The organism is Halomonas sp. AOP7-E1-9, from assembly GCF_052376035.1.
GTDB lineage: Bacteria > Pseudomonadota > Gammaproteobacteria > Pseudomonadales > Halomonadaceae > Vreelandella > Vreelandella citrativorans.
Genome location: NZ_JBQSVC010000009.1, coordinates 68,729 through 82,262 on the forward strand (window position 1 = coordinate 68,729; position 13,534 = coordinate 82,262).

Annotated in this window: 11 protein-coding genes and 1 pseudogene; 4 read left to right on the plus strand and 8 right to left on the minus strand. The window is 54.8% G+C overall.

Annotation, left to right across the window (positions count from 1 at the left end):
* The first annotated feature begins 79 nt into the window (after positions 1 to 79).
* Complete coding sequence (locus ACT3R4_RS07500) at positions 80 to 1,633, plus strand: BCCT family transporter (RefSeq protein ID WP_441678044.1); 1,554 nt, start codon at positions 80 to 82, stop codon at positions 1,631 to 1,633.
* A gap of 92 nt (positions 1,634 to 1,725) precedes the next feature.
* Positions 1,726 to 2,622, plus strand: a complete 897-nt coding sequence (locus tag ACT3R4_RS07505; protein ID WP_441678046.1) for a LysR substrate-binding domain-containing protein — start codon at positions 1,726 to 1,728, stop codon at positions 2,620 to 2,622.
* A 56-nt stretch (positions 2,623 to 2,678) separates the two neighbouring features.
* Here the strand turns inward: ACT3R4_RS07505 and hglS are convergent, their stop codons facing one another.
* From hglS to folK, 3 genes and pseudogenes are all read right to left on the minus strand, one after another.
* Complete coding sequence (gene hglS, locus ACT3R4_RS07510) at positions 2,679 to 4,040, minus strand: 2-oxoadipate dioxygenase/decarboxylase HglS (protein ID WP_192527755.1); 1,362 nt, start codon at positions 4,038 to 4,040, stop codon at positions 2,679 to 2,681.
* Between the two features lie 258 nt (positions 4,041 to 4,298).
* Positions 4,299 to 4,529: pseudogene (locus tag ACT3R4_RS07515) on the minus strand (flagellin); the annotation flags it as partial.
* A 70-nt stretch (positions 4,530 to 4,599) separates the two neighbouring features.
* The gene (gene folK / locus ACT3R4_RS07520) at positions 4,600 to 5,046 is read right to left on the minus strand and encodes a 2-amino-4-hydroxy-6-hydroxymethyldihydropteridine diphosphokinase (protein WP_192527756.1); all 447 of its coding nucleotides are present in this window, start codon (positions 5,044 to 5,046) and stop codon (positions 4,600 to 4,602) included.
* Between the two features lie 160 nt (positions 5,047 to 5,206).
* Here folK and ACT3R4_RS07525 point away from each other — a divergent pair, with 160 nt between their 5' ends.
* Positions 5,207 to 5,953 (plus strand): SDR family oxidoreductase, encoded by a 747-nt coding sequence (locus ACT3R4_RS07525; protein ID WP_192527757.1) that lies wholly within the window; start codon positions 5,207 to 5,209, stop codon positions 5,951 to 5,953.
* A 107-nt stretch (positions 5,954 to 6,060) separates the two neighbouring features.
* On the opposite strand, the gene ybiO is transcribed toward ACT3R4_RS07525, so the two are convergent.
* The 4 genes from ybiO to trhO all read right to left on the minus strand — a co-directional run bounded on the left by ybiO (position 6,061) and on the right by trhO (position 11,034).
* Positions 6,061 to 8,406, minus strand: coding sequence for a mechanosensitive channel protein (gene ybiO, locus ACT3R4_RS07530; protein ID WP_441678126.1), 2,346 nt, complete (start codon positions 8,404 to 8,406; stop codon positions 6,061 to 6,063).
* A gap of 216 nt (positions 8,407 to 8,622) precedes the next feature.
* Positions 8,623 to 9,057 (minus strand): YqaA family protein, encoded by a 435-nt coding sequence (locus ACT3R4_RS07535; protein ID WP_172116931.1) that lies wholly within the window; start codon positions 9,055 to 9,057, stop codon positions 8,623 to 8,625.
* A gap of 18 nt (positions 9,058 to 9,075) precedes the next feature.
* Positions 9,076 to 9,897: an IclR family transcriptional regulator gene (locus ACT3R4_RS07540; protein WP_172116930.1), complete on the minus strand. Its 822-nt coding sequence runs from the start codon at positions 9,895 to 9,897 to the stop codon at positions 9,076 to 9,078.
* 177 nt (positions 9,898 to 10,074) lie between these two features.
* Entirely contained in the window at positions 10,075 to 11,034 is a 960-nt protein-coding gene (trhO, locus tag ACT3R4_RS07545; RefSeq protein WP_441678049.1) for an oxygen-dependent tRNA uridine(34) hydroxylase TrhO, read from the minus strand.
* A 240-nt stretch (positions 11,035 to 11,274) separates the two neighbouring features.
* On the opposite strand from trhO, the gene ACT3R4_RS07550 reads away from it, so the two are divergent.
* Complete coding sequence (locus tag ACT3R4_RS07550) at positions 11,275 to 11,964, plus strand: pirin family protein (protein ID WP_172116928.1); 690 nt, start codon at positions 11,275 to 11,277, stop codon at positions 11,962 to 11,964.
* Between the two features lie 120 nt (positions 11,965 to 12,084).
* On the opposite strand, the gene serA is transcribed toward ACT3R4_RS07550, so the two are convergent.
* Positions 12,085 to 13,329, minus strand: a complete 1,245-nt coding sequence (gene serA, locus ACT3R4_RS07555; protein WP_441678051.1) for a phosphoglycerate dehydrogenase — start codon at positions 13,327 to 13,329, stop codon at positions 12,085 to 12,087.
* Positions 13,330 to 13,534 lie beyond the last annotated feature (205 nt).

Genomic DNA, 13,534 nt, shown 5'->3' on the forward strand with positions numbered 1-13,534 from the left:
CAATGAATGGCGCTTTTTTTTTGCTGCGCTTTCCGCATTTGCGCTGTTTCCTCATGTTCCACCCAAGGTGTTCTTATTGATGAACCAACCAACCTCCGGTGCTGAAAGCCATAAGCATCCATCGCTTGGCGACCCCATCGTACTCACGCTAAGCATAGGATTTATCGTGCTTTTTCTAGCACTTTCCTTTTACGACCTAGACCTTGTCGCCGACTCGATCAGCCAGGGTTTTGCCTGGAGCGCGCTGACCTTCGGCACCTACTTCCAGTTTCTGATGCTGTTGACGTTCTTTATCGCCATCGGACTTGTGCTGACCCCGGCCGGCAACGCCAAGATCGGCAACCTGGATAAACCGGAGCTGAGTACCTTCAAGTGGCTTTCGATCATCCTGTGTACGCTACTGGGCGGTGGGGGCGTCTTTTTTGCCGCCGGTGAGCCGATCTATCACTTCGTGAACGTGCCGCCTACCTTCGACACCGACCCGGGCGTGGCCGCCGCGGTGCCCGGGGCACTGGCGCAATCGTTCACTCACTGGGGCTTCGTCGGCTGGGCGATACTGGGGTCGCTCACCGCGATTGTGCTGGCCCACGCCCACTACGTGAAAGGCCAGCCGCTGCAACCGCGCACCCTGCTCTACCCGTTATTCGGCGAGCGCGTGATGCGTGGTCCGCTGGGTGGCGTGGTGGATACCTGCTGCGTATTGGCGGTAGTAGCGGGCACCGTCGGGCCGGTCGGTTTTCTGGCCACCCAGGTCAGCCATGGCCTTGAGGTGCTGTTCGGGCTTCCCAACACCTTCGTTACCCGGCTTTTGGTTCTGGCGACCCTGGGCATGGTGTACGTGCTTTCCGCGGTCAGCGGTGTGCACAAGGGCATGCAGCTCTTGAGCCGCTTCAATGTCATGCTGGCGCTGGGCATCGGCGCGGTCATCTTTTTGTTCGGGCCGACACTGTTTCTGTTCAACAGCTACTTTGCCGGCATGGGCACGTATCTGGACGACTTCTTCAAGATGGTCACCACCACCGCGGAAACCGCACCGGCGGATTGGATGCAGTGGTGGATCGTGTTTTTCTACGCTTGGTTCATCGCTTTTGCGCCCTTGATGGCGATCTTCGTGGCGCGTATCTCCCGCGGGCGCACCATTCGCGAGATGATTCTGGCCGTGGCGGTCATCGCCCCCATCGCCACCACGGTCTGGTTCACGCTGCTGGGCGGCTCGGGTATTTACTACCAGCTGACCGGCGTGATCGATCTGACCGATGCGCTGACGAACTTTCAGTTCGACATCGCCACGCTCGCCTTGGCCCAGGCATTGCCCGGCGGCACCTGGATGGCGCTGGCGATCCTGCTGCTGACGACCATCTTCGTGGCCACCACCGGCGACTCCATGAGTTACTCCATTGCCATGGTCGGTGCTGGCCACGACGAGCCCAGCCCCTTTCTACGCGCCTTCTGGGGCGTGATCATGACAATCATGGCTGCGGTGCTGCTGGCCATGCGTGAAGGACAGATCGCTGCGCTGCAGCAGTTTATCGTGATTACCGCCGTGCCGGTATCGCTGATTCTGCTGCCCTCACTCTGGGATGGCCCCAAGGCAGCGTTTGCCATGGCGCGTGAGCAGGGGATTATTGACTAACCGCTAGCCCAGCACCTGCTGCGTATGAGGCGAATCTGATCGCCTCATACGCTATGATCACCATGATGAACAGGTGATCAGGAGCATCCCCTTTGGCCTCACGCAACCTTCCTTCAACCGCCGCTATGCAGTGCTTTGAGGCGGCAGCGCGCCATATGAGTTTTACCCGGGCGGCCGATGAGCTAAGCCTGACCCAAAGTGCCGTCAGCAAGCAGGTCGCCCACCTTGAATCAGCGTTGCAACATAAGCTGTTTCGCCGCGTAAGACGCACGCTTGTGCTCACGCCAGAGGGCGCCATCTTTTTAAGCGACGTGCGCAAGGTACTCGCCCAGATTGAGATGTCGACCCACACCATCATGACTTATAGCGGCAACAGTGAAGTACTTAAAGTAGCCACTCTGCCAAGCTTTGGCAGCCGCTGGCTAGCGGACAAGCTTCCCCCCTTTTTAGCCGCCAATCCGGGCATTAGTCTGGAGTTTCACGACCGGGTGGAAGACTTTGATCTTGAGCAACAGGATATTGATATTGCGTTGTTTTACGGTCACGGTAGTTGGCCTAACCTTGCCTGCCATAAGCTGGTGAATGAGGAGATGGTCGCGGTTGCCGCCCCATCGCTTCTGGCTCGGCACCCCATCCATACTGCGAGCGACTTGGCCCAGTTGCCACTACTTCACCTATCTACCCGCCCGGATGCCTGGCACCACTGGTTTGCAGGTCAAAAGATCACCACTGATCGCAGCTACCACGGTACCCGCTTTGAAACCTTTCCCATGCTAGTACGCACCGCCATGGCCGGCGGCGGCGTTGCCTTAGTGCCTCATTTTACCGTGGATGAAGAGCTGGCCGCCGAACGCCTTGTGCTCGCATGGCCGCATCGGTTGTACAGCGAAAGTGCGTATTATCTTGTCTACCCTGAGCACCTGGGCGAGCTGGGCAAAGTACGTCGGTTTGTGGCGCATATAACGGCGAGTGCCGAATGCCGCGTATAAACAACTCAGGCTGCCTGCTAGGCAGCCTGAGTATCAACCGCATGCTGGAAAGTGGATTAAACCGCTAATGACGCCAGCACACGCTGCTTAGAAGCCTGCTCCCTTTCGGCATAAAGCGCCAACTCATCAGTCACCGGGGCGCCGAGCGCCTCTTCAAACGCTTCACGATTGGCATTGCCCGCATAGGCTTCGTTTTCGCCGCCGCCTAGGTTTGACTGAAAGATACCCGCCGCACTGACCGGCAAGAAGTCTTCATAGGTAATCGGCTGTGCTTCCACCAGGCCTTTGGCAATTAGGGCGTCCATATCGGTACTGGCATCGCCTGTAGCAACTTTTCCGGCTTCTGTGAGGTGATAGTGGAAGTAGGCCAGACCTTCGCGGCGCATTGCCTCATCGCTGTCCGGCATGGTGGTAAAGACCTTATCCATAACGGCTTGGTGAGCGTTGTTATCAAGTCCCGCCGTTTGTTGACGACCTTCATTCAGCAGTTGGTCATAAAGCGCGCGTCCTTTCGGCGTTAGCGCCATGCCACGCTGCTCAATTTCGCCAAAGCGAGCAGTGTGCGTGCCTTGGTTATCGCCTGCAAAGCGGATCGACTCCTCTAACGCTTTAAAGCTTGTCTGACGCAGCAAAATGGGCGCTTCACGGCGCGGCGGGCCTTCGATGACAGCCTTCGGGTTCATACCGACGCTTGGCATGCGGCGCTGCACTTCATCGATATCCAACGTGCGCGGCGTTAAATGGTTGATATGCGGTCCACGAAAACACACCACATCGGCGATCAGGCGGTGTTCATCGCTCAGCGCTTGATAAGTATCCAGATCGACCGTGGCATCCTGGTGCCAACGAAACGTTTCCAAGGCCTCTGTAACAAACTGACCTGCTTCCTCTGAGGTTAACCCGCCTTGTGACTCAAAGCGTTCAATCAGCTCACGCACTTTGGGGGTAAAAATATTTCGTTGGGCGAGGATTTCCTCAGCACGCTGGCGCAGCAGCGCACTATCGATAAGTTCCAGGCGCAGCAGCGAGGTAAAAATACGGAACGGGTTACAGGCCAGCGCATCATCCTCAATAGGGCGAAACGCGGTGGAGTGAACCGGCACCCCAGCTTCAGAAAGATCGTAATAGCCCACCGGATACATGCCCATCACGGCAAACAGGCGGCGCAGCGTGGATAGCTCTGCGGCTGAACCCACGCGAATCGCTCCGTGGCGCTCTACGCTCAGGCGCGCAAGCTCGCCCTGAGCCTCCAGGCGACGGCGTAACTCTGGCTGCTGGCGAAGCGTCTCCTGATTGACCTGCTCAACCAACGTTAGCAGCGTGCCGTATTGAGGGACTTCCGTTTGGTACATCGCCGACATGGCGCTGGAGAAGCGATCACGAATAACATTGGTGGCTAAAAACGAAGACTGAGTCATTTTACAGCTCTCTGTGACATCCAATTCAGTATGGACCCCATGGCCGACAAGGGAAGGTTCATTGCCATTATTTTCCTGCCGTTCAGGGGTGAATGGCGTTATCAAAGCAAATTACCAGACAAGACCACAAACGAAAAAAAACGCTTAACGCATGCCAAATTGGAATGCATAAGCAGAGAAGCACGCACTCTAAACCGTCATATCGAAAGGCAGGTCAAAAAAAGGAATGGATAACAGTTATGAAATAGCAGAGCAACGCTACAGGATCTCCAGCAAACGCAGGATCATCTGCGGCTGCTGGTTGGCTTGGGCAAGAATCGCCATGCCCGCCTGCTGGAGAATTTGTGCGCGGATCAAGTTGGAAACTTCCCGGGCGTAATCCGCATCCTGGATGCGCGACTGGGCCGCTGATAGATTGACGATATTGTTGTTGAGCCCGTCGATGACGCTTTCAAAGCGGTTTTGCATCGCGCCAAAGTAACTACGCTGCCCGGCGACTTGCCAATAACAACGTCAGTGACGTATTTATCGGCCTGAACGGGTAAAGCATTAATTATTTTTACCGCTCATGCTTTATTGTTAATGAGCGCCCACTAGCGGCCAACACTTCATCGATAGGGAGCCTGACGTAATCATACTCAAGGTATCCCTGATCCATTAACTCGCCATTCCACGCCACAATATCCAGATCCATGGTTCGTGGGCCTGATTTATTCAGACCTCGTACGCGACCCAAGCGGTTCTCGACCGCTTTTAAATACAGCCGAAATGCTGCATAGGGAAGCGGCGTGCGCACCAATAGCGCGGCATTGAGAAAATCGGCCTGCTGTAAAAAGCCAACAGGGGAGGTACGGATTGGCTGAGAGTGCGTGACCAGGTCGCATTCGCTGTTTAAAAGAGACAACGCTCGTGTGACATTCATCTCAGGTTCAATATTCGAGCCTATCGAGATGAGGCATTCATGCAGCCGTGTATCTCGCCCGGCTCGTAACGCCGTTGTTGACATAACGATTACTCAACTAGAGAGAAGTCGAAATATTCTTAATCACTGTAATGATCATACCTCAGACTAGCGCTATGCTCTAAGTGTGCAAGCAACCAAACAACTAATAACAAACGCAAGATAAACGAAGCACGCCATATAATGATTAAAGACAGGGATAACAATGACGACTAAAGCAGCATTAGTGACCGGGGGCGCTACCCGTTTGGGACGGCATTTTTCAGAAGCGTTAGCAGATGCAGGTTATGATATTGCACTCCACGTTAATAGCTCACGAGATGAAGCTGAAGAGGTAGCATGCACTATCCGCAACAAAGGGCGCGAGTGCGAAATACTGCCCTGTGATTTTTTGCACGATCCGCTGGATACACTGATTGAAGCCGCCATACGGCGCTTTCCGCATTTAGATGTGCTGGTTAATAGCGCCTCCACTTACCAAGCCGCACCCATTGCTCAAACGGACATGGCACTCCTGGAGACGCAGTTTCGCGTCAACCTATTTACCCCGCTGTTGTTAATTCAACATTTTGCTAACGCGGTGTCTAACGGCTGTGTGGTGAATATCATTGACAATAAAGTGGCCTATCATCAATACCCTTATGCGGCGTATTTGTTGTCTAAAAAGGGGCTGAAAGAGATGACCCAAATGGCCGCACTCGAATTCGCACCGCGTATCCGGGTCAATGGTATTTCTCCCGGCGTAGTACTGCCCACTTCCCAGCGTAGCCACGACTATATTGCATGGCGTCTGGAAGGCATCCCCCTTAACCGGCAGGGAACGCCCGCCCACTTAACAAAGGCGCTGTACTACCTGCTGGAAAACGATTTTGTTACCGGCCAAGTGTTATGTGTCGATGGAGGTGAGTCGATCTACCTGGAAGGCAGGCATTCGGAGAACTATCTAGAGTAACAACCAAATTAACAGCCGTTCCAAGAACATTTCTAACAACGTAGAACGCAGTGGGGCCGCCCAAAGGCGGCCCCAAAACGCAAAGTAGGTGTGCTAACGCCTAAGCATTAGACATCGTCACCCGTGGGTAGATTTTGCTCAGTCGTCTCACTAGACTTATCTTTCCGGCGAGGTGAAAAACGGTCATCTACCTCACTTTCACCTGCCTTTGGCTGCCCAGCAGGGCTACCATCGATAGTGAAGTCCTGCTGCATAATGCGCAGGTTGGCAGGCGGCGCTGAACCGGACTTGTCCTGACCGAAGTACATCGTGGTATGCGGGAACGGTATCTCAATGCCCGCCTGATCAAAGCGCAGCTTGACCAGACGATTATACGCCCGACCAACACCCCACTGATCGCCCGGCGTGGTTTTGATAACCACACGAATATTGACGGCGCTGTCGCCCAGGCTTATAACACCGGCGACCGTCAGATCAGCAAGGATCTTATAGCCATACTCTTCGCTGGCTTTCAGATCATTAAAGGCAAGCTGGAGCTGCTCAATCGCATCATCAATGCTCTCACGATAAGCAATGCCGTACTCACCGACATGGTTACCGTAGTCGCGCATGTAGTTAGAAACGGTGTCAACGCTTGAGAAGGGAATGATGTGATAGGTGCCCGAAAGATCCCGAATGCCTACCGAACGAATGCTTAATCGTTCTGCAGTCCCGGTGATGCCACCCAGCGTTACCACATCGCCTGTATTCATGGCATTCTCGATCTGAATGAAGACCCCGGTAATAACATCCTGTACCAGCCTCTGCGCACCGAAACCAATAGCTAAACCCAGTACCCCGGCACCGGCAATCAGCGGGCCGATGTTAATGCCGATTTCGGACAGTAGGATCATCCCGGTAATCGTGAGCATGGCGATAGCCAGCGCGTTGCGGAACAGGCTCAATAGCGTTTTAGCTCGAGGAGAGGGCTCACCACCGCCGGTTTCCGGATTGAGCTTATGCTCAATCAGGCTCGCAAGTCCTAACCACACGCCCAGCGCAACAATCAGAATCAAGACAATGCTGACCAGTCGCCCTACCAGCATCGTTCCGCGTTCAGAAGCGTACCAATTGGCTAGATTGAACGCACCCCAGGCATCCAGCACCACCATGATAACGACGACCAGGATGATGGTGCGTAGCACACGCAGCGCGTTGGGAACGTAGCTGTTAAGACGCGGCTCAAGCAGCGGCAACTTACGACGCAAATCGTCCGACAGGCGAATGCGATGCCCAATCGTTTGGGTCAGGAAGGTCGATACCAGAAGCCCTATAACCACCGCAGCCAATGTTTTCAGTGTTGCAAAAAGCACGAAAGGCAGTGCATCGCCAGGGCGCGTCAGTATCAAAACGAAGACCATTAAGAAGTAGATCAGCGCAAAAAAGTGCCAGGTACGTGCAAAGAGCTGAAGCGATACACGGCTTGCCACCATCGACGTATTGGCCGCCGCATCATTCAAGTGCCCTCGGATGCGAATACGGTTCTTGAGCACCACACTGACCGCATAAACAAAGGCCACAATCATAATTAATGTGCCAACCGCTTGGCCTACGCTGGCAGCCAGGTAGAAATTGATCAGCGGCACGGCAACCATTAGTCCGTAACCGACCATGCCGATAAGACGTGCTATCCAACGGTTCCAGTAGGAGGCTTCACCGGTTGAAATTGGCAACAATCGCAGGCCTTCGTAGTGTGAGGAAAACAGCATCCGCATCACTGCTTTCATCAACTCAATGACCAGGAAAGCATTGAGAAACAGCGAGGCCCGTGTGGAAAGCTCGCCCGTTTCACCAATCGCGAACGTGGCCACCAGGTTACCGCCCACGTACGCAAGTCCCACCAATATAAAGTCAATAAGTGCCGCAATAATGACGCAGCAAATCAAGCGCAGCACTGGCGTCATTCCGGTGCCATTGAGCGACCATTTGCTCACCCGGGTAAAGGCAGACTTGGCCATCCGACGCAGTGCGAAGAAAATCACGAAGGTCGCAACGATCACGAGGCCCAGATTAATCGCGGCCTGGACGAAAGCTGACGAATCAAAAGCACTCGCGCCTTGCCCGGTAAACAGGTTACCCATGATGGAAAAAGCTTGCTCAATCTGCAGGCCAATATTACTGACAACATCGCTTGTCAGCTCCGCCAACTGGCGCGGCAATGAGACATCCTCTGGAGCCAAATCGCTTCCTTGAGCGGCGGCTTCAGGGGATAACTCAGCCTCTAAACCGGCGGGCAACGCGGATGCCTGTTGACGTAATACATCAATTAGCTCTTGGCGCGACTGCTCATTTTCGAGGAGATCAGCAAGTGCTTCGTAAGAAGCGGGCACTTCCGCTGGAGGCGATGCACGATCACTTTCGACCGTCGTCGTTTGGGCTAATACCGGCGTGGCAAAAAACACAAGCAGTGTCATTAGCCAAATACCTAGCCAGGGAAATATACGTATTGACGTCACGCCTGTACCTCCGTTAGAGAAATGCTTTCTTAAATTTAATTGCTAGCCTGCTTTATGCAACTACAAATGCACGCACCAAGCAGGCTGATAACGTATAAAGCGTACAGCGTAACATGGGAACATAATAAGGTCTGGCCGTTAACTTGACGCAACTAACCCGTGATCGCGTGACGCTCAATTCTGACAAAGCGGTAACAGCCACTGATTTGCAAGGCCCAGCACCACGCCATAGCGTACGCCCTTGGCAACCACAATCCACAAAAAAGCACGCCACCAGGGAAGCCGAAACAATCCGGCCAGTACCGTCAGTGGGTCGCCCACCACCGGCAGCCAGGAAAGCAGTAGGCTGGCCTCGCCAAGCTTGTGATACCAGCGCTCGGCCTGGGCAAGGCGTTTGGGCGATGCAGGGAACCACCGGCGATCCTGAAACTGACGTGCATAGCGGCCCATCGCCACATTGACCAGACTGCCCAGCGTATTACCCGCCGTTGCTACCGCCCAGAGTAAAATAGCCGGCTCCCCCAAACACCAAAGTCTGGCAAGCCAAACTTCAGAGCCGCCAGGCAGCAGGGTCGCACTAACAAACGCAACAAGGAAAAGACTCAGCATGCAACGGGTGGCCGAACGTTACTGCGGCACCTGGCCCCCAAGTTGAGCGGTAATTTCATCGGCGACCTGGCGCACCAGCTTACCCAGCGCCAGCAGGCGTGCTTCAGGGATACGCGCCATGGGGCCTGAAACAGAAATAGCCGCCAGCGGCGTGGCGTGCTCGTCGAAGATACAGGCCGCGACGCAATGCAGGCCAATGGCGTGCTCCTCGCGGTCACAGGCAAAACCTTGATCACACACCTGGTGCATTTCGGCGGTCAGTGCGTCTGGACTGCACAGTGTATTGTCGGTAACACGGGTGAGTTCACGGTTATCCAAAAAGCGAGCGCGTTCGTCAGTGGGCATCCATGCCAACAGCGCTTTACCCACGCCAGAGGCATGCAGCGGGGCGCGTGAGCCCAAGCGGGTAATCATGCGCATCATTTGGGGCGACTCGTGCTGGGCCAGAAAAACGGCTGTGTCGCCATCGCGGATACCCAAATTGGCGGTCTCGCCGGTTTCAGCGGTTAAGCGGCGTAGAAAGGGCCGGCTTGATGCCACCACATCGCGAGCTTCTAAAAAGCTGTTACCGATACGGAAGGTTTTGACGTCAATACGCCATAACCCCTGCTCGTTCTCCTGGCTAACAAACCCCTGGCTTTGCAGAGCCTGGAGCAAGCGGTGGGTGGTAGAAGGGGCTAACTCGGCTTTTTCAGCCACGTCTGACAGCGCAAGCCCTAGTGGGCTTGCCGCTAAAAACTCCAGTAACGTTAAGCCGCGTACCAGCGACTGGCTATGCCCGCCACTCGCTTTAGCGGCATTTGCCGGACGCCCGACCGTCCTACGCTTGGCTTCACTCACCCTGCTCTCTCCTAAAGGCGTAAAGAGTAACAGGATAACGTGCCGCAAAGGCCGCTGTCGCGTTTACGGAAACGAATTCCACTAATGGAGGAAGCTAGCGAATGGCAGAACATCGCTATAGATAGAAAACGGCCACAGGCGTGGCCGCCGACATTACGCCACTCCTTGGCGCCGCTATCAGGCCTTCTCGCGATGGTTATAACCCAGCGGATGCGGCTGGCCACGCGCTTTGGCAAGATCAATTTGGCGCTGACGTTCACGGGCCGCGGCGCGCGTTTTCTCGGGCAGTGAATCGATGCAATTAGGACAGCTAATCCCAGGCTCGTAGGCTGACGACTGCATGTCGTCTTCGGAAATCGGCATACGACAGGCGTGGCACTGCTCGAACAGGCCTTCACTCAAGTCGTGACGCACGGTGACGCGGTTATCGAACACAAAGCATTCGCCACGCCATAACGACTGCTCTTCCGGGACTTTCTCCAGGTAGTTCAAAACGCCACCCTTGAGGTGGTAGACCTCGTCAAACCCCTCTTTGAGCATAAAGCTGGAGGCTTTTTCACAGCGAATACCGCCGGTGCAGAACATGGCGACTTTTTTATGCTTCTCTGGGTCGTAATGCTCACGCACGTAGTCGGGAAACTCACGGAACGTGGTGGTTTTTGGGTCAACCGCGCCTTCGAAGCTGCCAATCGCCACTTCGTAATCATTGCGAGTGTCGATCACCAGCACTTCGGGGTCTGAAATCACCTCGTTCCAGTTTTCAGGCTCAACATAGGTACCAACGGTGTTGTTAGGATCAATGCCTGGTACGCCCAGCGTCACGATCTCTTTTTTGAGCTTAACCTTGGTGCGATAGAACGGGGTTTCGTCGCAGTAAGACTCTTTATGGTCGATATCGGTCAAGCGCGGGTCAGCGGTCAGCCAGCCAAGCAGTGCATCAATACCTTCGCGAGTCCCCGCGACGGTGCCATTGATGCCCTCTTTAGCGAGCAGCAGCGTGCCTTTAACATCATGATCGACCATGGCTTGGCGCAGCGGCTCACGCAGCGCTTCAAAGTCATTTAACGTAACGAATTTATACAATGCTGCCACGACAATACGCGGCATATCGCCAGCTTCAGAAACAGGTGCAGACATAACAAGCTCCAGTAGTCACCCTCGTAAAGGGCGGACCGGGTTAATAAACGCGCATAGTCTAGCGCAAACGGCGCAGCGCTTGAATCCTGCCAGATTGACGCAGGTCACTCGCGGTTTAAAAATTCGTCGATTTAATCGACGTTATCGTGCAGAAACCTTCACCCCACGCCGTGCGGTTTCAGGCGTATATTGAGCGCATTCCTTCAACAGCTACTCCTTCAACACAACTGGGAGCACACCATGAAAATTCGTCGCGCGGATGAGCGGGGCTATGCAGACCACGGCTGGCTGCGTTCGTACCATACGTTCTCGTTTGCCAATTACCATGACCCCAAGCATATGGGCTTTCGCGCCCTACGGGTGATCAACGAAGACCGCGTCGCCGGTGGTCATGGCTTTGGTGCCCACCCGCACCGGGACATGGAGATTATTTCCTACGTGCTGGAAGGCGAAATGGAGCACAAGGACAACATGGGCAATGGCGAGGTCATGCGCCCGGGCGATGTACAGCGCATGTCAGCGGGCACCGGCGTTGTGCACAGCGAGTTTAATCACTCCAAAGAGAACGGACTGCACTTCCTGCAGATCTGGATTGAGCCCAAAGCGCTTGGCATTAAGCCCAGCTACGAGCAGAAAGCATTTCCAGCCGCAGGCCGCCAAAACCAGTGGCGCCTGGTAGCATCACAGCAGGGCCGTGAAGGCTCAGTGAGCCTGAACCAGGACGTTAATCTTTATGCAGGCTCATTTGATGCAGGCGACAGCGTCAAGACACCGGCTACGCGCTATGCCTGGCTGCACGTGGTAAAGGGCGCGGTCGAGGTCAATGGTGAACAGCTCAGTACCGGCGATGCCGCTGCGTTTGAGCCTGGCGATGCGATCAGCGTGACCGGCCAGGATACAAGCGAAGTACTGCTGTTTGATCTTGCTTAGCCCTTTTACTCAGTGCTACCCGCCTTAACAACCCAAACGGCCCCCTTTCGGGAGCCGTTTTTTTACGCCATCAGCCCAGTGTTTTGCGTTGTCACCAAGCCTCGCAGCTGCCAATCAATCCTAGCTATTGTGCGCTGAGTAAAGTGCACGGATTTTCAGCGTGTGCTCTACCTGTCTCAATGCTTCCAGCGCTTGCGGACCGTAAGCTTTGTCGACATCAATGACCACATAGCCGACCTTATCGTTGGTCTGCAGGTACTGGCCCGAGATGTTAATGCCGTTTTCGGACAGCACGCGGTTAATTTCCGACAGTACGCCCGGCACGTTGTCATGAATATGCAGCAAGCGGTGCTTATCGGGGTGGGCAGGCAGCGCCACTTCGGGGAAGTTGACCGAGGTGATCGTGGTGCCGTTATCCGAGTAGGTCGTCAGCTTTTCGGCCACTTCAATACCGATATTTTCCTGGGCTTCGAGCGTAGAGCCACCCACATGCGGGGTCAGGATCACATTTTCCAAACCACGTAACGGGCTTTCAAACTCTTCATCGTTGCCCTTGGGCTCCACCGGGAACACATCCACCGCAGCGCCATTGAGATGGCCTGCTTTGATGGCATCCGCCAAGGGTTCAATTTCCACGACACTGCCGCGTGAGGCATTGATGAAGATGGCACCTGGTTTCATCGCAGCAATCTCTTTCGCGCCCATCATCCAGCGGGTAGAGGGCAAGTCCGGTACGTGCAAGCTCACCACATCCGAGCGGTTTAACAGCTCTTCAAGGCTGGTGACCTGGCTTGCATTACCCATGCCGAGTTTGGTGATGATATCGTAGTAGATAACGTTAAAGCCCAGCGACTCGGCCAGCACAGAAAGCTGCGCGCCGATGCTGCCGTAGCCAACAATACCCAGCGTTTTACCGCGTGCTTCGTGCGAGTTTTTGGCTGATTTCAGCCAGCCGCCCTGATGAGCACGGGCATTTTTTTCAGGGATGCCACGCAACAGCATGATCGCTTCTGCCAATACCAGCTCAGCGACCGAACGGGTGTTGGAGTAAGGCGCGTTGAACACGGCAATACCACGCTTTAGCGCCGCATTCAGGTCCACCTGGTTGGTTCCGATACAGAAGCAGCCAACGCCGACCAGCTTCTCTGCCGCTGCAAATACGCGCTCATTAAGCTGGGTACGCGAGCGAATACCGATGAAATGTACATCACGGATCTTTTCGATCAACGATGCTTCATCTAGCGATGTCGGCAGATGCTCGATATTTTCATATCCGGCATTTTGAAAATTGTCCACCGCACTTTGGTGGACGCCCTCGAGTAGCAGGATCTTGATCTTGCTCTTTTCCAGGGACGTTTTAGCCATGGCTGAATCAACCTCTATGGTCGGCGGCGTGCGCCGTGTATCGGTTCACGAAAAGGCCGTATAGTAGCATACCGCACGCCCATCAGGCCGATACGAACTGATGAAATGTGTGCGTTATCAAGATGAAAACAGTGCAAGTCATACGCACAAAGCGGCCTGGGGCAGACGCCACCCCCTGCCCTCGGTGTATACTGTGCGTTTGTCA